Raw genomic sequence first — 22842 nt, forward strand, 5'->3', positions numbered from 1 at the left:
GCGGTTTTTAAAATAGTGATGTGTCTTCCGGAATATATGAGGGGAAAAAATATCAATTCAATGGCAATATATGATTGATTTGGTATGTTTAAAATTATGGCTAAAACAAAAAAGTATACAGGTGAAGAGGTACTGACGTTAGTATCACGATACATGTCAGAATCTGATACTGCAAAAGTAAAAGAGGCTTATGAGTGGGCGTCTGATTTGCACAAAAAACAATTACGTCAATCTGGTGAGCCTTATATTGTTCATCCTATCCAAGTTGCAGGCATTTTAGCTGAAATCAAAATGGATACTGCAACTGTCATTTCTGGTTATTTGCATGACGTTGTTGAAGATACAACAGCAACACTAGCAGATGTTGAAGCTAAATTTGGTCGTACAATTGCCCAGATTATTGATGGCGTCACTAAAATTAGTAAAATTCGATATAAAAATTCGCAAGAACAATTGGCAGAAAATCACCGTAAGTTGCTTTTGGCGATGTCAAAAGATATTCGTGTCATCATTGTGAAACTAGCTGACCGATTGCATAATATGCGGACATTAGGTGCCTTACGTGAAGATAAACAACGCCGTATTGCCAACGAAACCTTAGATATTTATGCACCGTTAGCTGATCGCTTAGGAATTAGTACAATTAAGTGGGAACTCGAGGATCTGTCTTTAAGTTATTTAGATCCAGAAAAGTATCATAGTATTGCTTCACAAATGAATATGAAACGTGATGAACGTATTCGTTATGTGCAAGAAGCTGTTTCCGAAATTCAAAAAGCGATTCAAGATTTAGAACTGCACAATGTGAGTGTTTATGGTCGACCAAAGCATATTTACTCTATTTATCGTAAAATGACTGATAAACACAAAGCATTTGAGGAAATTTATGATTTATCAGCTGTGCGTGTTTTGACCGATACGATTCCAGATACATATGCTGTACTGGGCGCCATTCACTCTAAGTGGATGCCTTTGCCGGGTCGTTTTAAAGATTATATTGCCTTACCAAAAGCCAATGGTTATCAAAGTCTACATACGACTGTTATCGGGCCAGGTGGCCGACCTTTAGAAGTGCAAATTCGAACACATAGCATGCATGAAGTAGCTGAATTTGGTGTTGCAGCACATTGGGCATATAAAAAGAACAAAGGTTCTAACAAGGAAGCTAGGGTTAGCGACCATAGCCAACAAGCCTTGAATGTGATTCAAGGTATCTTAGAATTACAAGAGGATGCTAAAAGCGCCGAGGATTTCATGGCTGGCGTACAAGGTGATTTATTTAGTGATCGTGTCTATGCTTTTACACCACGTGGCGATGTGTTTGAATTGGCTAAGGGTGCTGGGCCGCTAGATATGGCTTTTTCGATACATACTAATGTGGGAATCACAACAACTGGCGCAAAGGTAAATGGTCGCATCGTGCCGTTGGATTATAAAATTAAAACAGGCGATATTATTGAAATTATTACAAGTTCTACGGCTAAGCCGAGTCGTGATTGGTTAGACTTAGTCTCAACACGGCGTGCGCGTAATAAGATTAAACAATATTTTAAACAATTAGACCGTGATGACAATATCGAAGCAGGTCGGGAGTTATTGACACGTCATTTACGAGAAACTGGTTTTAACGTGTCTGATTTGTTAACCACGAGTCATCTAATTAAAGCAGCTGAGGCGCTACATTATCATTCATATGATGATATGTTTGCTGCCATGGGTTATGGTGATGTGGCAGTACCAGGTGTATCAAATAAACTCACAGAGGGCATTCGCGAAGCACAACAAGAAGTAGAGACGGCCGAATTACAACGGGAACTTTTGGAGGAAGGGCATGAAATCAAGCGTGATGAGACTGCGCTGACGCAACGACAAAAGGGTACCTCAGATAATATTATTATTGCAGGTGTTGATAATTTATTAGTTCGGTTAGGGCGTTGTTGTACACCGGTTCCAGGTGATCAAATAAAAGGATATATCACCAAGGGACGTGGCATATCTGTTCATCGCGTTGGCTGCCCAAATATTCGTGCTGCTCAAACTGAGGGGCAACGGTTAGTTGATGTTGAGTGGGAAGATAAAAAGGGTCTAAAACCGAATTATGATGCTGACTTAACTGTGCATGGCGAAAATCGTAATGGCTTATTGAATGACGTTTTGCGTACAGTTAACAATCGAACAAAATTTGTTAACTCTGTTAATGGTCATGTGACTAAAAATAGTATGGCACAAGTGTCATTATCACTGGGTGTCAAGAATAGTGAGCAATTAAATATAATTATGGATTCACTCAATAGTTTACCAGCTGTTTATGATGTGGAACGTACCTTCCATTAACCACGAAAATCATGGACAATCTAGGAGTTTTAAATTATGAAAATTGTATTACAGCGTGTTAAAGAAGCAAGTGTCTCTGTTAACAATCAACAACTTGGTGACATAGGACAAGGTTATGTACTACTGGTTGGTGTATCAGATGATGATACACAGGCAGATATTGATTATTTAGTGCACAAAATTAAACGATTACGTATTTTTGAAGATAGCGATGGTCGGATGAATTTAAGTATTCATGATGTTCAAGGACAAATATTGTCTATTTCACAATTTACATTGTTTGCTAACACAAAAAAAGGTAACAGACCAAGTTTTACAGATGCGGGAGCACCTGATTTGGCAGCAAATTTATATGATCAGTTTAATGCTTCATTACGACGTAATGGGTTGCTGGTTAAGACGGGTGAATTCGGTGCTGATATGCAAGTTTCTTTAGTTAATGATGGGCCCGTAACCATTCTTTTTGATACACAACACCAATAAAAAATGACTTTGCTCCAAGCAAAGTCATTTTTTATTATTTTTTTTACGAATCATAGCATAGATACCAAATGGCACGGTACTTTCTGTACCATTTTTTATACGTTTAATATTTGAACGATGTCGATAAAAAACGAAAATTGTTAAAATTGCAGCAACAAATGTTAAAGTGAAATCATGATAGAATAGCGAGGTGATGACAGCAAAACTGAAACTAATCATTGCGCTAAGAGAAACCATAGAGGTTAAAATCAATATTAGAATAAAAATTAGAATTACTAGCATGAAAAATTGAGGGTTATAAGCCAGTAACACGCCAGCTGAGGTAGCAACGGCCTTACCGCCTTTGAATTTAAGCCAAATTGAGAAAGTGTGGCCAATAATTGCAGCAATACCAACTAACATCGGATTAATATGACTATGGAACAAAAGAGGCAGTAAACCAGCTGCAGTGCCTTTTAATAAATCTAATGTTAATGTGACAACACCGGCAACAGGTCCAAGCACTCTAAAAGAATTAGTTGTGCCAATATTACCGGATCCTTCATCACGAATATCCTTATGATAAAAGACTTGACCAATCCAAAGACCAGGCATGAGAGAACCTAGAAGATAAGATAGAATAAACATTAATATGATTAAAAACATAATTTGAACTCCTTATAGTTGTGCGTCAACACAGAGTTAATTCTATCATAAAAACAGATAGTAGAGGGGGTAACTTAATTAAAATAAAATATTTGTACTTGTCAGAATGTGATTTTTACTCTATGATAATATAGATTGATGCATGAAAATGAACAACTGTTCGATCATGACAATGTTTTAAATTAAGAAAGATATGAGTATTCATGGCAGAAAAAAACCATTATGATTCAGATTCAATAAAAATTTTAGAAGGCCTTGAGGCTGTGCGTAAACGTCCTGGGATGTATATCGGATCGACAGACGGTCGTGGTTTGCATCATTTAGTTTATGAAATTGTTGATAACGCGGTGGATGAAGCACTGGGTGGTTTTGGTAATGACATACGTGTTACCATTCATTCAAATAATTCAATTACTGTTCAAGATTTTGGACGTGGTATGCCCGTTGGTCTTCATGAGTCGGGTAAACCAACGCCAGAAGTTATTTTAACTGTTCTTCATGCTGGTGGTAAATTTGGTCAAGGTGGTTATGCTACTTCTGGAGGCCTTCATGGCGTTGGTTCATCCGTTGTTAACGCCTTATCAGAAAGTTTACAGGTTACCATTGTTCGCGATGGCCATAAATGGCAGGAAGATTTTACTAATGGGGGGCAACCAGTTGGCACGTTGCGGGATTTAGGTGTGACTAAAGAGAAGTCTGGCACTACCGTGACGTTTAAGCCAGATCCAACAATATTTAGTGCCGTTGTCTATAAGTATGATACTTTGTCTGAAAGGCTCCGTGAATCAGCCTTCTTAATGTCAGGTGTTAAATTTTCACTGACTGATGAGCGGGTAAAACCTGCTCGAGTGGAGACTTATCATTATGAAAAGGGATTAGAAGCTTTCGTTGGCTTTTTGAACGAAGATAAGGGCACCATTGGTCCTGTGATGACTTTTGAAGGCGAACAATCAGGCATTGTGGTTGATGTTGCCGCACAATACAATGATGGTTATTCTGAAACACTATTATCATTTGTCAATAATGTTAGAACGCAAGATGGTGGGACACATGAAGTTGGTTTTCGAACGGCTTGGACTAAGGCTTTCAATGAATATGCACGAAAGGTTAATCTTTTAAAAGAAAAAGATAAAAATCTTGAAGGAACAGATGTTAGAGAGGGGCTAGCAGCTGTTATTTCATTGCGAGTACCGGAACAATTCTTACAATTCGAAGGTCAGACAAAAGATAAATTAGGAACACCTGAAGCTCGTGGTATTGTGGACTCAGTTGTCAACGAAACACTTGGGCGTTTTTTGATGGAGAATGGTGATTTTGGTCAGAACTTAATTCGAAAGGCAATTCGTGCACGTGAGGCGCGCGAGGCCGCTCGTAAGGCGCGTGATGAAAGTCGAACAGGCAAGGCAAAGGGTCAAAAAGAACGTTTACTATCAGGTAAATTGGCGCCAGCGCAATCAAAGAACGCAGAACGTAATGAACTTTTTCTTGTCGAAGGTGATTCGGCCGGTGGTTCTGCTAAACAAGGGCGTGACCGTAAATTTCAAGCTATCTTGCCACTACGTGGTAAAGTTTTGAACACAGAGAAGGCTAAGTTAGTTGATATTTTGAAGAACGAAGAAATATCAACATTAATCTATGCAATTGGTGGTGGTGTTGGTAATGATTTCAAGGTAGCAGACACAGCATTTAATAAAATAATCATTATGACTGATGCCGATGATGATGGTGCTCATATTCAAACCTTGCTGTTAACCTTCTTTTATAAATATATGCGCCCCTTGATTGAAGCGGGACGTGTTTATATTGCGTTGCCACCACTGTATCGTGTGAAGTATGCGTCAAAGAAGTTTGACGATAAATTTGCGTGGACAAACGATGAGTTAGAAACGATTACAAGCCAAAATGAAGCGCGTTATGAGTTAACTCGGTTTAAAGGTCTTGGCGAAATGAATGCACCACTTCTTTGGGAAACCACAATGAACCCAGAAACACGAACTTTAATACGCGTTAAAATTGATGACGCAGTATTAGCTGAGAAGCGTGTCACAACGTTGATGGGTGATAAAGTTGAGCCTCGTCGAGAGTGGATTGAAGCCAATGTTCATTTTACTTTGGACGAAGCGGGGTCTATTCTGGATACAGTTGATGGCGATGATACTAAGTCAAGTGATGTTTTTGAAAAAGCCCGTCAGCATGAAAAAAATAATAAGGATAAATCATCAGTGACAAGTGATCCGGTGATAAAAAATTGGCAAAATTAATTGATTTTTATTGTGTACTTTATGATATATCAATTAACCGTGTACAATTGTGCATGGTCTTTACATAACTCATTTATTTGAAAGGAAATAGGCCTACTTAATTGAGATAAGCAGGCATTCGCATATATGGCAGATCGTATAACTGAACTTTCACTGGAAGCAGTGATGGGTGAGCGTTTTGGACGCTACTCAAAATATATTATTCAAGAACGTGCATTGCCAGATATTCGTGATGGGCTGAAGCCAGTGCAACGACGTATTCTTTTTGCGATGGATCAAGATGGTAATACATATGATCATCCTTATCGAAAGTCAGCAAAGTCTGTTGGTAACGTCATGGGTAATTTTCACCCGCACGGTGATTCCTCTATTTATGAGGCAATGGTACGCTTATCGCAAGACTGGAAAGTTCGTGAACCTTTAATCGATATGAATGGTAATAACGGTTCAATTGATAATGACCCTGCAGCGGCAATGCGTTATACCGAGGCGCGTTTGTCAAAAATAGCTGGTGAAATGATGGCAGACTTGGGACAAGAGACTGTTGACATGGTTTTGAATTTTGATGATACAACATATGAGCCAACAGTGTTGCCTTCTCGTATTCCGAGTTTGTTTATTAATGGTGCAACTGGTATATCAGCAGGATATGCCACAGAAATTCCACCACATAATTTAAAAGAAATTAATGCTGCGTTAACGTACCTATTGGATCATCCTGAGGCACCTTTGTCAACCTTAATGCGATACGTCAAGGGCCCTGATTTTCCAACTGGAGGAATAATCCAAGGCCTTGATGGTATTAAAAAAGCTTATAAAACCGGACGAGGTAAAATTGTTGTACGTGCTAAAACCGCAATATCAGAACTAAAAGGTGGCAAAAAAAAAATTGAAGTCACTGAACTACCATATGAAGTAGTTAAATCTAATTTAGTTTCCAAAATTGATGGCATTCGGTTAAATAAAGAGGTTGCTGGCATTTCAGAAGTGCGTGATGAATCAGACCGCGAAGGGATGTCTATTGTCATTGAACTGACTAAAGATGCTAATGCTGAAGGTATTTTAACTTATTTGTTTAAGAAGACAGATCTACAGATTGCTTATAATTTTAATATGGTGGCCATTCATGATCAACGACCAGTTCATGTTGGTCTTAAGCAAGGATTGCAAGCCTTTCTTGGTTTCCGTAAAGAGGTGGTGTTGAAACGCTCAGCTTATGAATTAGCTAAAGCGCAAGCAAGGCAACATATTGTTGAGGGATTGATACGCATGTTGTCAATCTTAGATCAGGTTGTAGCTACAATTCGTGCTTCAAAAAATCGTAGAGACGCTACGCAAAACTTAATAACACAATTTCAATTCACGCAACCACAAGCCGAAGCCATAGTCACGTTACAGTTGTATCGTTTGACTAATACGGATGTGACACAATTGGAAGAAGAGTTTGCAACATTAGCAGCCAAAATTGACCGATTAACTCTAATTATTAACGAAGCATCAGCATTAAATGATGTCATTCGCGATGAAATTACGGCAATTACAACAAGCTACCGTTCTCAAAGACGATCAGAAATTGAAGCGGAAGTTGAAGACTTGGTGATTGATACGGCAGTAACGATTGCAGAAGAAGACGTGCAAGTCCTTGTTTCTCGTAATGGTTATTATAAACGGTCATCAATACGCTCTTACAAGGCCTCAGACTCTGATAATGGGTTAGCTGATGATGATATGGTTGTTTTTGAAGGGCAATTAAATACAACACAACATTTATTTATGTTTACTAATAAAGGGAATCTGATTTATCGACCAGTTCATGAATTACCAGATTCGAAATGGAAAGATACTGGTGAACATTTTTCGCAACAACTATCGAATTGGCATGCAGATGAGTTTGTGATTCAGGCCGCTGTTGTGGATACATTGGATCAGGGTGGTGCATTTACCATTGTTTCAAATGATGGCTTTATTAAACAAACCACCTTAAATGACATGTTGCCAAAGGCCTATAAGAAAAAAACCGCCATGGCAATTAAATTAAAGACCGATGCGAGTTATGTTGTTAACGTGTCATACTTTAAGGCAACGGCTACCCCTGAGGTGTTGTTATTGTCACATCATGGTATTGGACTACGCTTCAAATTAACTGACGTACCAGAAATTGGACCGCGGACAGCTGGTGTTAAAGCAATGGACTTGCGAGGCGATGATCTTATCATGGCTGCATTATTTATCACTGATAAGACTCAGCAGGTTGCTATCGTTGCTAGGAACGGTGCATTTAAATATATGCCAATTTCAGAAATTAATATGTCAAAGCGTGCTAATAAAGGACTCCTGATTTTCACGCAAAAAAAGACAGTTGCTTATCATGTGGCAACGGCTACTATTTTTGGTAATAACGAAACAGCGTTAGAAATTTTAACAACGCGTTGGCAAACTCAAAATTTGCAATTAAGTGATTATCGCCCATCACAACGTGTGGGCAATGGCCAATATGTTGTTGATGTTAAAAAGAATGGGGAACCATGGTATATTAAACCACTAACGATTAAAGCGACAAACTAAGCATTTTCTGATAAAATAAACGTATAAACTTTTAGGAGATATGAACGAATGGCTAAGACTTTAGTTTTCGGGCACAAAAACCCTGACACAGATACAATTGCATCTGCAATTGCTGCGAGTTACTTATTAAATGAAATGGGTGAAGATACTGAAGCAGTTGCGCAAGGTACACCAAATGCCGAAACACAATTCGCGTTGGACTACTTTTCGGTAACTGCACCACGTGTTATTGCAAATGCTGATACAGAGACAGTTGTATTAGTTGATCACAACGAAGCTGCACAATCAGTTGATAATTTGGCTGATGTTGTTGTTGAGGGGATTTATGATCATCATAAATTTGCCTTTACAAATACGACACCTTTATATATTACAGCTAAGCCTTGGGGTTCAGTAGCAACAATTTTGTATTATGAATTCAAGCAAGCCAATGTGACGATTCCTTCAAAAATTGCTGGTTTGATGGCTTCAGCTATTATCTCAGATACACTGCTGTTAAAAAGTCCAACGACAACATCTTATGATCAACCTGCTTTAGAAGCACTGGCTCAAATTGCTGGTGTAACTGATTATGAAACATATGGTTTGGCACTTTTAAAGGCTGGAACAGATTTATCTTCACGTACAGATAAAGAATTAATTGATGGGGATGCCAAGTCATTTGAAATGGGTGGTCATCAATTCCGCATAGGACAAGTCAATACAGTTGATATTGATGAGGTTCTGTCACGGCAATCAGGTATTGAAGCGGCAATGGTTGAAGAAGGATACGAAGATTTCTTATTTGTCATTACTGATATTTTAAATTCTAATTCAAAAGCTGTGTATCTCGGTGATGCAGCGGCAGCGATTGAGGGTGCATTTGATAAAAAAATACAGAACAATGTCATTGATTTGCCTGGTGTTGTTTCGCGTAAGAAGCAAGTTGTTCCACCTTTAGAAAAACAATTTTAATCGGCACTTTTTGATAAATAGTTAGCCTGATGGCAGTTTAATTGAATTTCCGAACAGATTTTCGTAGGAATTTAGAAAATACCTTTACACTGCTGTCATGTTCATGTATAATAATTATTTGTATTGACAAGCAAATAATTTTAACAAACCACACTAAGGAGTAAGAATATGCGTATTCACGTTGTTCTAGGAAATGACGAAACTGGTGAACGTATTTACTTGACGTCAAAAAATCGTCGTAATACACCCGATCGTCTTGAGTTGAAGAAGTACTCACCAAAACTTCGTAAAGTTGTAACATTTAAGGAGATTAAGTAAAATGGCAAAAAAGTCAAAAATTGCTAAAGCGCAAAAGCGTGAAGCTTTGGTTGCAAAGTATGCTACAAAGCGTGCTGAATTAAAGGCTGCAGGTGACTTCATCGGTTTGGCTGCTTTGCCAAAGGATTCATCTCCTGTACGTGTGCACAACCGCGACTGGATTGATGGTCGTCCTCATGCTTACATGCGTGAGTTTGGTATGTCACGTTTGAACTTCCGCCAATTGGCACACAAGGGTCAAATTCCTGGTGTTCGTAAAGCTTCTTGGTAAATGTTTTTGCGCGAACAGCGTAACTTACACCATGAGCATTACGTGGGCACGTTAAAAGTCAATTATTAGCATCAGCTAAATACAGTGACTGCCTCAATGAGCAAAGCGAATGGGGTCATAAAGGTTCACAAACTAGCAGAAATCGCAGAAATGTGATTTTTTTTGTTGTATATTTGCATTTTTATGTATATCACGTTATAATAATAAGTGTTAATTTACATAAGTTTTGTAAATGAGCGGGTCGCATCTTATGCGGCCGGCTCATTTTTTATGGGATTGGCACTTGCTTGCAATACATTACAAAATTCATCAAGGGAGGGTAAGTAAATGGCGAATAAAGTAGAACAAAAGATAACGGTACTCATTACACCGATTGTTGAAAAAAGAGACAAGCTCTTGTGGGATTTATCATACACCAGAGAAGGTGGACAAAAGGTTTTGAGAATTTTACTAGACAAGCCCAATCATGAATCTATTACAATGACGGATCTAACTGATTTTACACAAGAGGTTAATGAACTATTAGATACGACTGACCCTGACCCAATTCCAGAACCATATCTGCTAGATATTTCGTCTCCTGGTGCCGATCGACCATTGATCAAACCGTGGCACTTCAAATGGGCTCAAGAGAGTGAAGAGGAAGTCTTGATTTCTCTCTTTGTTGCTAAAAATGGTCAAAAGAAGTGGCAAGGAAATATTTCATCGTTAACTGATGACGGTTTGGTTTTAGCTACGGAAGCAGATGAACTAGTACTTAATTTTGATGAGATTGCAAAAGCAGTGCTGAACATTCAGTTTTAACATAAACGTGTTTGTGAGAATAGTTAGGTGGGTTTGAATAGAGACTACGGCCCCCTAATAAAATGACTAAATGTACACGCTACTAATTAGATGAGGATAGGCGAATGAGTAAAGAACTAGTCGATGCGCTCGATGCCCTTGAAGCCGAACGCGGGATAGAACGAACGGTTGTTATTGAAGCATTGGAAGATGCTTTGAGAGCAGCTTATAAAAAGCAATATAATGCTGAACAAAATGTGGAGGCAGTGTTTGACACCAAAAAGGGAAACGTTGCCATTAAACAGGTTAAGAGTGTTGTCTTGGATGAAGATTTTGAAAACGAAGATACGGAAATTGCTTTACAAGATGCGTTAGCAATTAATCGAGCTTATGAACCTGGTGATGAAATTCGTTTTGATGTGACACCAAAAGATTTTGGACGTATGGCTGCACAAGCTGCAAAGCAAGTTATTGTGCAAAAAATGCGTGAAGCGGGTCGAGAAGCAATTTATAATAAGTTTGCGGACTATCAAGATGAAATTATTACTGGTGAAGTTGACCGGCAAGATGCAAGATTCTTATACTTGACATTACCGGGTAATCAAGAGGCCGCTATGGCGCCAAACGATCAAATGCCAAATGAGCATTACCGGATGGGTGACCGTATTAAAGTGTTAGTTAATAAAGTCGAAAATAATGCTAAGGGCCCACAAATATTTGTATCACGTACGGCTCCTGATTTGGTTAAGCGTTTATTTGAACAAGAAGTACCGGAAGTATATGATGGTACTGTTGAGATTATGAATATTTCTCGTGAAGCAGGTGATCGTTCAAAAATTGCCGTTTATACGCATGACACAGATTTAGATCCAGTTGGCGCTATGGTTGGCCAAAGAGGTGGACGTGTTCAAGCCGTTGTTAACGAACTGGGCGGTGAAAACATGGATATCGTTGAATGGGTTGAAGATGAGGCGCAATATATTGCCAATGCTCTAAATCCATCCGAAGTGGCTGATGTTATATTTGATCCTGAAAATGAACGCGCAGTGACAGTTATTGTACCAGATAACCAGCTATCATTAGCCATTGGTAAAAAAGGTCAAAATGCTCGTTTAGCTGCACGTCTAACAGGTTTTAAAATTGATATTAAATCTGAAAGTGAAGCAGCAAGTGCGCTGACAAATGATGTCCCTACAACGGACAAGACTAACGAATAAATTTTAGAAAGGAAATGTGTTGTGAACATTGCCATTTGATAGAATGTTTACAGCACGCGAGTAGCCATGAAACCTAGAAAAATACCAATGCGAAAAGATATCGTGACAGGTGAAATGTTTCCTAAAAAAGAACTTGTTCGAGTTGTGCGGGATAAAGAAGGAAATGTTACTTTAGACCCAACATCTAAGGCTAATGGCCGTGGTGCATATATTGGGCTAGATCGTGATATTGCAACAGAAGCGAAGAAAAAACGTATTTTTGATAAAACATTTGAGGTTAAAGTATCTGATGAATTCTATGATGAGCTCATTGCATATGTTGACCATCAGCAGGCGCGTCGGGAGTTGTTTGGTGATAACTAAAGATGATCAGATTTTAAACCTGCTTGGATTGGCAATGCGTGCTGGGAAGCTCGTATTGGGTTCGGACTCAACGTTGAGTGCCATTCGTGGCAATAAAGTGCAAATAGCGTTTTTCCCAAGCGATGGGGGCCAAAGCCAAAGCAAAAAATTTGCTGATAAATCAAATTTTTATCATGTAACACTAATCCAAGACTATACCAAGACACAATTAACTGATGCTATTGGTGTCAATCGCAGTATATTTGCAATTGCTGATCGTGGCTTTAGTCGGAAAATTAAACAATTAATTTTAGAAAAGGAGCGGAACTAAATGACAGAAGAAAAGAAATTCTCAGGGTCAAACCGTCCTGCAAGAAAACAAGCAGTTCCAGAACGTAAAGAATTACCAGCATCACAACGTCGTCACGCAGCAAAATTGACTGATGGTGGAACGACAAGTAATGGTGGTGGTTCAACGCCTCGTCCTAACAAACCGGTGGCAACGCGTTCAGGAAGTGCTCAGGGACAACAAAACCGTAATGCAACAAATCAGAGTCGACCAAATGGTACTGGCACTCGTTCAAATACTAGTGGTCAAAATCGTAATCGACGTCCAGGTTCACGTGTTCAAGCAGCAGAGGGGCGCCCAGCCGTTCGTGAAAAAAAGAATTGGTCAACAAAGCCTCGTGAAGGTCAAGTGGATTATTCAAAGAAAACTGACAACAGTTTGAAACAATATGTTAGTGAAAATGAAAAACGTAAGCAAGCTGTCGCGGCTGCAAAAGAGCCAAAGAAATCCGCACCAGCAGTAAAACCTGCTGAGGTTAAAAAGCCTGAAAACAAAGCGGCAACACAACCTGCAACTGCTACAACAGCAGGAGCAGGTAAATTTGGTGGGGCATTGGCATCTGGCAATAATTCAGCTCGTAATAATTCACGTAAACGTAATACAGCAGGGACTGGTCAACAAACACCTCGCCGTAATGACAAACCTCGTGGTTCAAAAAAATCTCGACGTATTGCGGCTAAAAAAGGTCCTGTCGTACCTGTAACAGAGCGAAAAAAGCAACCATTACCAGAAGTTTTGGAATATCGCATTGGTATGAACGTTCAGGATTTGTCGAAGTTATTACACCGAGATACAGCAGAAATTATTAAAAAATTGTTTTTACTTGGTATTATGACTAACCAAAACCAATCATTGGATACTGACACGATTGAAATTTTGGCAGCAGATTATGGTATTGATGCACAAGTTAAAGAAGAGGAAGATGTTGCAGATATCGACCGATTCTTTGATAATGATAACATTGATGAAGGTAATCTAGTGCCGCGTCCACCAGTTGTTACAATTATGGGTCACGTTGATCATGGTAAAACAACTTTGTTGGATTATCTACGTAATTCTCATGTAACAGATGGTGAAGCTGGTGGCATAACACAGCACATAGGTGCTTATCAAGCACAGTTAAATGGTAAGACAATTACATTTTTGGACACACCTGGGCACGCAGCGTTTACAGAAATGCGTGCGCGTGGCGCAAACGTTACCGACTTGACCATTTTGGTTGTTGCAGCAGATGATGGCGTAATGCCACAAACAATTGAGGCAATTAATCACGCAAAAGCTGCTGGAACACCTATTATTGTGGCAGTCAACAAGATTGATAAGCCAGGTGCTAATCCAGATGATGTGATGAATCAGTTGATGGCTTACGACTTAGTACCTGAGGAATATGGTGGTGACACAATATTTGTTAAAATTTCCGCTAAATTTGGCCAAAATGTTGATGAACTGCTCGAAATGATTTTACTTCAAGCTGAAGTGCTTGAACTAAAAGCTAATCCTGATATGCCAGCCCGTGGATCTGTGGTTGAAGCGCGTTTAGATAGAGGTAGGGGTCCAGTTGCAACTGTCTTAGTACAACAAGGCACAATGCGCGTTGGTGATCCAATTGTTGTTGGTAACACATATGGTCGTGTTCGAACGATGACTAACGAACGCGGCGTAGATCTTGAAGAAGCATTGCCTGCTACGCCTGTTCAAATAACTGGCTTAAATGATGTTCCGCAAGCAGGAGATCGTTTCATTGTCATGGCTGATGAAAAGACTGCACGTGCAGCCGGAGAAGAACGTGCAAAACGTGCACAAGAAGCTATTCGTAATTCTGGTTCTGTTGTAACTTTGGATACGTTATTTAGTACAATGTCTGAAAAAGCTATGAAAACTGTTCCAGTTATTGTTAAAGCTGATGTACAAGGTTCTGTTGAAGCGCTTTCTGGCTCTTTGAAGAAGATTGAAGTAGATGGCGTTCGTGTTGACATTATTCACACGGCTGCCGGAGCGATTAATGAATCGGATGTGACATTAGCATCGGCCTCAGGTGCCATTATTATTGGCTTCAATGTTCGTCCGACACCATTGGCAAAATCTCAAGCTGATTCTGATAAAGTTGATATTCGTTTCTACAATGTCATTTATAATGCTATAGATGATGTTGAAGCAGCTATGAAGGGTCAACTAGAACCAGTTTATGAAGAAAAGATAATTGGAACGATTGCTGTCAAGGAATTATTCAAGTTTTCTAAAGTTGGTATCATTGCCGGTGCTATGGTTGAAGAAGGTAAAATCACTAAAGAATCTAAAGTCCGTGTTATTCGTGACGGTGTGGTTGTTTATGATGGTGAAGTTGCGTCATTACAACGTGGTAAAGATTCAGTGAATGAAGTTAAGATGGGTTATGAATTTGGCTTTACTGTTGCTAAGTATAATGATGTGCAGGTTGGTGATACTGTAGAGGCCTATGTCATGGCAGAAGTTAAAGTTAAATAATATAATTGATATTTTGAACAGATGTGTTTTCTAAAAAAGAAAGGGGCACAAATTCATGGCTAATCCACAACGTGCGGGTCGCCTTGCACAAGAAGTTCAACGCGATGTAACCGATTTGCTGCTCAAGCGAATTAATGATCCACGTGTGCAAGACATTACGATAACTAGCGTTGAGTTGTCTGGTGATTTACAAATTGCAACTATTTACTATAGTACTTTGTCAGACTTGGCAAGTGTTGGTCAAAAAGCACAAGCAGGCTTGGATGCTGCTAGTGGATTGATTCGTAAAGAATTAGGTTCACGATTGACAGTATATAAAACACCAGAATTGAAGTTTGTGCGCGATCAATCAATTCAGTATGGTAATCATATTGAAGATTTGATTCGTAAGCTTCATACTGATAATTAATAAGTTATAAACAAATTAATGCTATCCGTATAGGATAGCGTTTTTTGTGTTAAAATGGAATTACCATAATTTGATTAAAAATAAGGAATTCTAAAAATGACCAATTTTATTCAACCTTTAAATTCAATAATTTTTGAAATGGCACCAGATAAATTATTAGGATTTCAAAAAGCTATTCGAGATATTCCTGGTATTTTAAAATTAACATTAGGCGAACCAGGTTTTGCAGTAGATGGGCGGATCAAACAAGCAGCCATAAACGCAATCAATATTGACCGCTCACATTATGCTGAGAGCCAAGGCGAAAAAGAATTACGTTTGGAAGCAGTAAAATATTTTAATAAAACCTATCATTTGAATTATGCTGGTGAAGACAATGTGATTGTCACACTTGGTGTTAGCGAGGCAATCAATGTCGTATTAAATACTTTACTAGGTATTGGCGAAGGCTTGTTGGTACCCGAACCAACATATGGTCCATATTTTACATCGTTAGATTTAGCACACGGACAGAAAATCACAATTGATACATCTTCAAATCGTTTTAAGTTAACACCTGAAATGATTGATGAGGCAGTAACTAGTGCTACTGTTCCTGTCAGAGCAATCTTAATGAATTATCCAACTAATCCCACAGGTGTCACTTATTCACGTGATGAAATTATGGCTTTAGCAGAAACATTTAAAAAACATAAAATATGGGTAATTTCTGATGAGATATACTCAGTGCTAACATATGATCAAGAGCACGTGTCATTTGCAGAAATTATTCCTGAACAGACTGTGTATATTAATGGTTTATCAAAATCACATGCCATGACAGGATATCGTGTTGGCTTCATTCTTGGCGCAGCGGATGTCATTGCGGAGATGCAAAAAGTTCATGGTGCGTTGACGTTTGCAATACCAACATTTATTCAGGATGCCGCAGTTGTTGCGTTGCGTGATGTAACTGATACGCCATTTGTTATGCGCGATCAATACAAAGCACGTCGTGATCGTATACTACCTCAGTTGCAAAATTTGGGCTTCGATGTCGTGTCACCAGAAGGGGCCTTCTATTTGTTCGCTAAGTTACCAATTGACTTAGGGGATGATGGTGATGCATTTGCTTTAAAATTGGCACATGAGGGTAAAGTAGCAGTCATTCCTGGATCAGGTTTTGGTGAATCTGCAAAAGCTTATATTCGAATTTCATATGCGGCATCTGATGCCGATTTAGATGAGGGCATGCGCCGATTGACAGCTTATATTAATGAACTACGTGAGAATGAATAAAAGGTGGCTTACGATGCGATGGTGGCATAAATTATTTAACCAAAAAAATAAACACCAAAAAATTAAATCAATGGGTCAACTCAATGCCATACATGTCGCGCGCAAATCCGAATTACCTGTTATTGTTGCACCAGTAACAGGTCAGTTACAAAAAATTGATAGTGACGGAGAACCAGTTCATAGTAAAAATGGTTTTATGATGTTACCAGATGGTAACAATATTATGTCGCCAGTTGCTGGAATTGTGGCGGCTTCTGATGAACAGTTTTTGACAATTCAAAATGCACATTATCATGATGTTGTTGTGCAATTGAAAACCGAAGAAACGAAACTGTCGCGTTTAGCAACGTATGCTAAAGGACAACAATTGCATGCAGGTGATTTAATCGGTGTAGCTCATGCAACATCACATAATGTACGTGTTTATGTCCTATTTGAAGACAGTGTCACACCTCAGTTGAAGTATGGTGCGGCATATGCTGGCCAAAATGTCTGGCAATATCAAGAGGATGCTACGCATGGTGAAAAATAGCATAATTGATGGTATTATCGTTGTGAATAAACCACGAGGTTTAACATCATTTGATGTTGTTTCCAGAATTAGACGTGTTGTAGGGCAAAAACGTGTGGGGCATGCGGGCACGCTGGACCCTAATGTTGATGGTGTGCTGGTTATTGCGCTTGGCAAGGCAACCAAGCTAATTGATGAGTTACAGGCGCGACCTAAGCGTTATATTGGGAGTATTACACTTGGTTTTGCAACTGAAACAGAAGATTTGGATGGGGAAATAATTGCACAGCAGGCGATTGAGAAACCTTATACAGACGAGGCTATAGACAATGCGATTGTGCAATTAAATGGGGACATAAAGCAGATAGCACCAATGTTTTCTGCTGTTAAAGTTAATGGGAAGCGCCTTTATGAATATGCACGAGCTGGTGAGGTAATCGAACGTCCCGTTCGAGATGCGTTTATCTATGACTACCATCGAACGTCACCAATTACTTATCAAAACGCACAACAACAATTTGATTTTGTGGCTAAGGTGTCAAAAGGTACCTACATCAGGACATTAGCTGTTGATACTGGGCGACAACTTGGTGTGCCAGCAACAATGACAAGTTTAACTAGAATTATGGGCAGTGGCATGTCGATTGATCAAGCTACTGATCTACAGGATATCCTTGTGCTTGAACGTGAATCATTATTAAAACTAATCATACCAATAAAGGACATACTCACGTGGCCAACAAAAGAACTTTCGGATGATGAGTGGTTTGCTGTCAAAAATGGTCAAAAAATATCAGAATGGGCAATTATTGACGATAGCGCATATCTTCAATTAACCTATCATGGTGATCTTAAGGCAGTATACGCTTATAACAATGAGAAAAGCCTATGGCAATCGCGTTACGTGTTTACAAATGAATCATAATGGCTGAAATAATTAGACTACATTACCCAATTTTAAAAAATAAAAAACCAGTGCGACAAGTTGTTGCAATGGGTTTTTTTGATGGTGTACATCGAGGACATCAAGCAGTGATTGAACGTGCTAAATCTGAGGCAGATAAGTTGGGTGTACCGTTGGCGGTACTAACATATGACCCATATCCTGCGGTTGTATTTAGAGCGTTAGAGAAACCATTACGTTATCTAACCCCCTTGGCGCAAAAAAAAATACTATTAACCAAACTTGGCGTGGATAAAATTTATGTCATGCAATTTACGTCAGAACTGGCTAAAGTAGAGCCACAGCAATTTGTCGATGATGTGCTTATGTGTTTGAATCCTATTCTGGTAGTTGGTGGTTTTGATCATTTATACGGTGGTAATTCATCAACAGCAGATATGATGCACTTACCATTTTATGCACAGCAACGCTTTGATGTTATTGTTGTGCCTGAATTCGATGATAATCATAAAAAAATAGGGTCATCCGCAATCCGTCGGGCATTAGATATTGGCGATATGAATCAGGTTAATCAGCAACTTGGACGTATATACCAAACAACTGGATTAGTCGTTCATGGTGAAGCACGTGGCCGTAAATTGGGATTTCCAACAATTAATATCAAAACACCTGAATTGGAATGGTTACCAGGAATTGGTATTTATGCCGTTAAGGTGAAGGTCGGAGACGACTGGTATGAGGGTATGGCCAGTATTGGTCGTAATATTACTTTCGGAGATGAACGACCTGTCACAGTTGAAATTAATATATTAGATTTTCAGAGAGAAATCTATGGCGAGAATGTGACAGTCACTTGGTATACCTATCTTCGGGGCGAAGTCAAGTTTAGCACTGTTTCCGATTTGATCGTACAATTAAATAGCGATGAATATCAGACACGCCAATATTTTGATACGGTGAATTGATTTTTTAGCACTCTTAAAAAAGAGTGCTAAAACCCTTGCGCTCTTTTTTAAAATAGTGTATCATAATAGATGTTAGCAGTTGAATGATAGGAGTGCTAAATCGGAGGTGCTGGTTTGCTAACCGAACGACAGAAATTAATCTTAGGTGCCATTATTTATGAATACACGCAAACTGCTCATGCAGTGGGCTCCAAAAGTTTGCAAGAGCAACTAGATATCAAAGTGAGTTCTGCGACGATTCGTAATGAGATGGCGACCTTAGAAGCGGAAGCATTAATAAAAAAATTGCATACGTCTGCTGGGCGGGTGCCATCGCGCGCTGGATATCGTTATTATCTTGATAATCTTATGAACGCAAGGTCAGCAACGCAACAAGACATTGCTTTGGTTATGAATTCTTTTCATGGTAATTTTCATGAAATAGATGATTTGTTAGATGAATCAGCACGTACCTTATCTGAGTTAACTGCTGCAACAGTTTTGATTTTAAAACCTAAGCGCTTAAATATTACGGTGTCAGGGTTCCGATTAGTACCATTAGAAAATCAGCAACTCATTGCAGTGCTGGTCACTAATGATGGTAAAGTGACTAGTCAAACGTTCAAATTACCACGAGAGCTGGCAGAGTCATCGTTGGAAAGTATGACCAATTATATTAATGACCAAATGACTGGTCGCCCTGTGTTGGAAGTTCTAAAAATGATGCAATCAGATGAATTACCAACTCAAATGAGTCGTGTCATTCAAACACCTGCTGCGTTTTTACAATTGTTTGGTGATGTTCTCGCCCGATCAATTGGTGATAAAGTGCATATAGGTGGTCGCTTGAATGTGTTAGATTTTGGTGAAGATAGCCTGTCGACTAAGGAAGTTAAGAGACTATTAGAATTTTTGACTTCTGCAACGGATATTCGTCGCGTCGCAACTACTTCACAGCAGCGCGTGACCATTAAAATTGCCAAGGAAATCAACGAGCCATTGTTGAAGCCATTCAGTTTAATTACAAGGGCATTTACCGTACCAAATCAAGGAGAAGGCGTGATAGCTCTTCTAGGGCCAATTCGTATGACGTATGCACGTAATGTACTGTTAATGGACGCATTTGGTGAAGCGTTAAGCCAAAAAATGATTGAGTATACATAAATTAGGAGGTCACCCACGTGGCAGATGAAGCAAAAAAAGAAGCACCAAATGAAGAAGTAATCAATGAAGAACCACTTGTTGAAGAAATGTCAAATGAAGAAGTGATCAATGACGGTGATACTTCACAGGTAGTTGAAGAACCAGAGCAAACTGAACTTGATCAGGCACGTGAAAAGATTGCTGATTTAGAAGATCAACTTCTGCGTTCGAAAGCTGAAATACAGAATATACAGCAACGTCAGGCGCGTGAATTGCAAAGTGTTCGTAAGTATGATGGCCAGAAATTAGCAGCTGCAGTATTACCAGCGGTGGATAATTTGGAACGTGCTTTAGAAGTTGAAGCTGATGATGCCGTGGCAAAACAAATTAAAGCAGGTGTTGAAATGACACTTAAAACGTTAGTTCAGGCTTTGACTGATAATGGTATCTCTGCAACTGGTGAAGTGGGTGAAACTTTTGATCCAACTAAACATCAGGCAATTCAAAGTGTTGAATCAACAACTGTGGATTCAGATCAAATTGCTTCTGTTTTGCAAAAAGGCTATATTTTACAGGATCGTGTCTTACGTCCAGCAATGGTCGCAGTTGCGAAGTAATCGAATTGACTATTTAATGAACATGGTGATTCAGCTTAGTGCACTACACCTTAAAAAGATAAATTGTTAACTAAAAAGTAAAGGAAGAAAAAATTCATGTCAAAAATTATCGGTATTGATTTAGGAACAACGAACTCAGCAGTGGCCGTACTTGAGGGTGGCGAACCAAAGATTATTACAAACCCAGATGGTGGTCGTACAACACCTTCAGTTGTTTCTTTTAAAAATGGCGAAAGCCAAGTTGGTGATGTAGCTAAGCGTCAAGCTATTACGAACCCTGATACAATTATTTCAATTAAGTCACATATGGGCGAAGCTGGTTATAAAGTTAGTGCTGATGGTAAGGATTATACACCACAAGAAATTTCAGCAATGATTCTACAATATATTAAGGGTTATGCTGAAGACTATTTGGGCGAAAAAGTTGAAAAGGCAGTTATTACAGTGCCTGCATATTTCAACGATGCACAACGTCAAGCAACAAAGGATGCTGGTAAGATTGCTGGTTTGGAAGTTGAGCGTATCATTAATGAACCAACAGCAGCAGCTTTGGCTTATGGTCTTGATAAATTAGATAAGAACGAAAAGATTTTAGTTTATGATTTGGGTGGTGGTACTTTTGATGTTTCTATCCTTGAATTAGGTGATGGCGTGTTTGAAGTTTTGTCAACAAATGGGGACACACACCTTGGTGGTGATAATTTTGATAATGTTGTTATTGATTATTTAGCGGCACAATTCAAAGATGAAAATGGCGTTGATTTAAGGGATGACAAGTTGGCCTTGCAACGTTTGAAGGATGCTGCTGAATCAGCAAAAAAGACATTGTCTTCAGCTAACGAAGCGCAAATTGACTTACCATTTATTGCTTCTGGTGATCAAGGTCCTTTACATTTGCAAACATCATTGTCACGTGCTAAATTCAACGAAATTACAGCTGATTTGGTTAAAAAGGCTGAACAACCAGTATTAAACGCATTGAAAGATGCAGGTCTGTCATTCTCAGATATTGATGAAGTTATTTTGAATGGTGGGTCAACACGTATTCCAGCAGTTCAAGAATCTGTTAAGAAGTTGACTGGTAAGGAACCTAACCATTCAATCAACCCTGATGAAGCGGTTGCTTTAGGTGCCGCTGTACAAGGTGGTGTGATTACTGGTGATGTTAAGGATGTTGTTTTGCTTGATGTGACACCATTGTCATTAGGTATTGAAACAATGGGTGGGGTGTTCACTAAGTTGATTGATCGTAACACAACGATTCCTACCTCGAAGTCACAAGTATTCTCAACAGCCGCTGATAACCAACCAGCCGTGGACATTCACGTTCTACAAGGTGAACGTTCAATGGCTGCTGATAACAAGACATTAGGTCGCTTCCAATTGTCAGATATTCCTGCTGCACAACGTGGTGTGCCACAAATTGAAGTCACGTTCGATATTGACCGTAATGGTATTGTATCTGTATCTGCTAAGGATTTGGGTACGCAAAAGGAACAGAAGATTACCATTCAAGCGGCTGGCGGTTTATCAGATGATGAAATCGAGCAAATGATGAATGATGCTAAAGCAAACGAAGAAGCTGATGCAAAGAAGAAAGAAGCTGTTGACACACGTAATGAAGCTGACCAATTAATTTTCTCAACAGAAAAGACATTGGAAGAAGTTGGCGATAAGTTGGGTGATGAAGACAAAAAAGCGACTCAAGAAGCGTTAGAAGCTTTGAAGAAGGCTAAAGAAGAAGCTGCAGCAGATGATGCTGATTTGACAGATTTGAAGTCTAAGTCCGAAGCTTTAGGTAAAGCAGCACAAGAATTGGCTATGAAACTATATCAGCAAGCAGCGCCTCAGGAAGGTGCTGAAGATCAAGAAAAGTCAGCAGATGGCGATACAGTTGATGGTGATTTTGAAGAAGTTGATCCTGATTCAAAGAAAGACTAATAAATTTTAGTAGTCAATTGACGAATGAGTAAAAAACGAACCGCATTCTGTTGAGTGCGGTTCGTGTACATAATATGATAAGGAGTAGG

Annotated in this window: 21 protein-coding genes; 20 read left to right on the forward strand and 1 reads right to left on the reverse strand. The window is 39.1% G+C overall.

Translation table 11 applies throughout. From position 1 onward, the window contains the following. Positions 1-96: 96 nt before the first annotated feature. A complete protein-coding gene (locus LKI_RS09545) occupies positions 97-2334 on the forward strand; it encodes a RelA/SpoT family protein (protein ID WP_041773611.1) in 2238 nt (745 codons plus the stop codon). 36 nt (positions 2335-2370) lie between these two features. Continuing rightward, entirely contained in the window at positions 2371-2817 is a 447-nt protein-coding gene (dtd, locus tag LKI_RS09550; protein ID WP_013103945.1) for a D-aminoacyl-tRNA deacylase, read from the forward strand. Between the two features lie 24 nt (positions 2818-2841). Here dtd and plsY read toward each other — a convergent pair whose 3' ends face one another. Beyond that, positions 2842-3462: a glycerol-3-phosphate 1-O-acyltransferase PlsY gene (plsY, locus tag LKI_RS09555; RefSeq protein WP_013103946.1), complete on the reverse strand. Its 621-nt coding sequence runs from the start codon at positions 3460-3462 to the stop codon at positions 2842-2844. A gap of 203 nt (positions 3463-3665) precedes the next feature. On the opposite strand from plsY, the gene parE reads away from it, so the two are divergent. From parE to dnaK, 18 genes are all read left to right on the forward strand, one after another. Next, positions 3666-5723: a DNA topoisomerase IV subunit B gene (parE, locus tag LKI_RS09560; protein ID WP_013103947.1), complete on the forward strand. Its 2058-nt coding sequence runs from the start codon at positions 3666-3668 to the stop codon at positions 5721-5723. Positions 5724-5849: 126 nt separating this feature from the next. Continuing rightward, positions 5850-8288 (forward strand): DNA topoisomerase IV subunit A, encoded by a 2439-nt coding sequence (gene parC, locus LKI_RS09565; RefSeq protein ID WP_013103948.1) that lies wholly within the window; start codon positions 5850-5852, stop codon positions 8286-8288. A gap of 48 nt (positions 8289-8336) precedes the next feature. Then, complete coding sequence (locus LKI_RS09570; protein ID WP_013103949.1) at positions 8337-9242, forward strand: manganese-dependent inorganic pyrophosphatase; 906 nt, start codon at positions 8337-8339, stop codon at positions 9240-9242. 168 nt (positions 9243-9410) lie between these two features. Continuing rightward, complete coding sequence (gene rpmG / locus LKI_RS09575; RefSeq protein WP_002815032.1) at positions 9411-9560, forward strand: 50S ribosomal protein L33; 150 nt, start codon at positions 9411-9413, stop codon at positions 9558-9560. A gap of 1 nt (position 9561) precedes the next feature. After that, positions 9562-9831: a 30S ribosomal protein S14 gene (gene rpsN, locus LKI_RS09580; protein ID WP_013103950.1), complete on the forward strand. Its 270-nt coding sequence runs from the start codon at positions 9562-9564 to the stop codon at positions 9829-9831. A 327-nt stretch (positions 9832-10158) separates the two neighbouring features. Next, the gene (locus LKI_RS09585; protein WP_013103951.1) at positions 10159-10635 is read left to right on the forward strand and encodes a ribosome maturation factor RimP; all 477 of its coding nucleotides are present in this window, start codon (positions 10159-10161) and stop codon (positions 10633-10635) included. Positions 10636-10739: 104 nt separating this feature from the next. After that, on the forward strand, positions 10740-11831 hold the full coding sequence (nusA, locus tag LKI_RS09590) for a transcription termination factor NusA (RefSeq protein ID WP_013103952.1): 1092 nt from the start codon (positions 10740-10742) through the stop codon (positions 11829-11831). 66 nt (positions 11832-11897) lie between these two features. Continuing rightward, entirely contained in the window at positions 11898-12194 is a 297-nt protein-coding gene (rnpM, locus tag LKI_RS09595; protein WP_013975027.1) for an RNase P modulator RnpM, read from the forward strand. Beyond that, positions 12184-12504: a L7Ae/L30e/S12e/Gadd45 family ribosomal protein gene (locus LKI_RS09600; protein WP_013103954.1), complete on the forward strand. Its 321-nt coding sequence runs from the start codon at positions 12184-12186 to the stop codon at positions 12502-12504. Before rnpM ends, LKI_RS09600 begins: the two co-directional genes overlap by 11 nt. Then, the gene (gene infB / locus LKI_RS09605) at positions 12505-15006 is read left to right on the forward strand and encodes a translation initiation factor IF-2 (RefSeq protein WP_013103955.1); all 2502 of its coding nucleotides are present in this window, start codon (positions 12505-12507) and stop codon (positions 15004-15006) included. Between the two features lie 55 nt (positions 15007-15061). Continuing rightward, the gene (gene rbfA, locus LKI_RS09610) at positions 15062-15415 is read left to right on the forward strand and encodes a 30S ribosome-binding factor RbfA (RefSeq protein ID WP_013103956.1); all 354 of its coding nucleotides are present in this window, start codon (positions 15062-15064) and stop codon (positions 15413-15415) included. Between the two features lie 96 nt (positions 15416-15511). Further along, a complete protein-coding gene (locus LKI_RS09615; RefSeq protein ID WP_013103957.1) occupies positions 15512-16693 on the forward strand; it encodes an aminotransferase class I/II-fold pyridoxal phosphate-dependent enzyme in 1182 nt (393 codons plus the stop codon). A gap of 13 nt (positions 16694-16706) precedes the next feature. Further along, positions 16707-17225 carry a PTS sugar transporter subunit IIA gene (locus LKI_RS09620; protein ID WP_013103958.1) on the forward strand — a complete coding sequence of 173 codons (519 nt, stop codon included), beginning with the start codon at positions 16707-16709 and terminating at the stop codon, positions 17223-17225. Next, positions 17212-18129: a tRNA pseudouridine(55) synthase TruB gene (truB, locus tag LKI_RS09625; protein WP_013103959.1), complete on the forward strand. Its 918-nt coding sequence runs from the start codon at positions 17212-17214 to the stop codon at positions 18127-18129. Before LKI_RS09620 ends, truB begins: the two co-directional genes overlap by 14 nt. Then, complete coding sequence (gene ribF / locus LKI_RS09630; RefSeq protein WP_013103960.1) at positions 18129-19073, forward strand: riboflavin biosynthesis protein RibF; 945 nt, start codon at positions 18129-18131, stop codon at positions 19071-19073. Before truB ends, ribF begins: the two co-directional genes overlap by 1 nt. Positions 19074-19187: 114 nt before the next feature. After that, a complete protein-coding gene (gene hrcA / locus LKI_RS09635; protein WP_013103961.1) occupies positions 19188-20216 on the forward strand; it encodes a heat-inducible transcriptional repressor HrcA in 1029 nt (342 codons plus the stop codon). A 17-nt stretch (positions 20217-20233) separates the two neighbouring features. Next, positions 20234-20812, forward strand: a complete 579-nt coding sequence (gene grpE / locus LKI_RS09640) for a nucleotide exchange factor GrpE (protein WP_013103962.1) — start codon at positions 20234-20236, stop codon at positions 20810-20812. A 96-nt stretch (positions 20813-20908) separates the two neighbouring features. Further along, positions 20909-22753: a molecular chaperone DnaK gene (gene dnaK / locus LKI_RS09645; protein WP_013103963.1), complete on the forward strand. Its 1845-nt coding sequence runs from the start codon at positions 20909-20911 to the stop codon at positions 22751-22753. Positions 22754-22842 lie beyond the last annotated feature (89 nt).

Origin of the sequence: Leuconostoc kimchii IMSNU 11154, from assembly GCF_000092505.1 — a bacterium.
Taxonomy (GTDB): Bacteria; Bacillota; Bacilli; order Lactobacillales; family Lactobacillaceae; genus Leuconostoc; species Leuconostoc kimchii.

Excerpts from the sequence above, each read along its gene's own strand:
- LKI_RS09545 (WP_041773611.1), top strand. The coding sequence starts at position 97 with ATGGCTAAAACAAAAAAGTATACAGGTGAAGAGGTACTGACGTTAGTA.
- dtd (WP_013103945.1), top strand. The coding sequence starts at position 2,371 with ATGAAAATTGTATTACAGCGTGTTAAAGAAGCAAGTGTCTCTGTTAAC.
- plsY (WP_013103946.1), bottom strand. The coding sequence starts at position 3,462 with ATGTTTTTAATCATATTAATGTTTATTCTATCTTATCTTCTAGGTTCT.
- parE (WP_013103947.1), top strand. The coding sequence starts at position 3,666 with ATGGCAGAAAAAAACCATTATGATTCAGATTCAATAAAAATTTTAGAA.
- parC (WP_013103948.1), top strand. The coding sequence starts at position 5,850 with ATGGCAGATCGTATAACTGAACTTTCACTGGAAGCAGTGATGGGTGAG.
- LKI_RS09570 (WP_013103949.1), top strand. The coding sequence starts at position 8,337 with ATGGCTAAGACTTTAGTTTTCGGGCACAAAAACCCTGACACAGATACA.
- rpmG (WP_002815032.1), top strand. The coding sequence starts at position 9,411 with ATGCGTATTCACGTTGTTCTAGGAAATGACGAAACTGGTGAACGTATT.
- rpsN (WP_013103950.1), top strand. The coding sequence starts at position 9,562 with ATGGCAAAAAAGTCAAAAATTGCTAAAGCGCAAAAGCGTGAAGCTTTG.
- LKI_RS09585 (WP_013103951.1), top strand. The coding sequence starts at position 10,159 with ATGGCGAATAAAGTAGAACAAAAGATAACGGTACTCATTACACCGATT.
- nusA (WP_013103952.1), top strand. The coding sequence starts at position 10,740 with ATGAGTAAAGAACTAGTCGATGCGCTCGATGCCCTTGAAGCCGAACGC.
- rnpM (WP_013975027.1), top strand. The coding sequence starts at position 11,898 with ATGAAACCTAGAAAAATACCAATGCGAAAAGATATCGTGACAGGTGAA.
- infB (WP_013103955.1), top strand. The coding sequence starts at position 12,505 with ATGACAGAAGAAAAGAAATTCTCAGGGTCAAACCGTCCTGCAAGAAAA.
- rbfA (WP_013103956.1), top strand. The coding sequence starts at position 15,062 with ATGGCTAATCCACAACGTGCGGGTCGCCTTGCACAAGAAGTTCAACGC.
- LKI_RS09615 (WP_013103957.1), top strand. The coding sequence starts at position 15,512 with ATGACCAATTTTATTCAACCTTTAAATTCAATAATTTTTGAAATGGCA.
- LKI_RS09620 (WP_013103958.1), top strand. The coding sequence starts at position 16,707 with ATGCGATGGTGGCATAAATTATTTAACCAAAAAAATAAACACCAAAAA.
- truB (WP_013103959.1), top strand. The coding sequence starts at position 17,212 with ATGGTGAAAAATAGCATAATTGATGGTATTATCGTTGTGAATAAACCA.
- ribF (WP_013103960.1), top strand. The coding sequence starts at position 18,129 with ATGGCTGAAATAATTAGACTACATTACCCAATTTTAAAAAATAAAAAA.
- dnaK (WP_013103963.1), top strand. The coding sequence starts at position 20,909 with ATGTCAAAAATTATCGGTATTGATTTAGGAACAACGAACTCAGCAGTG.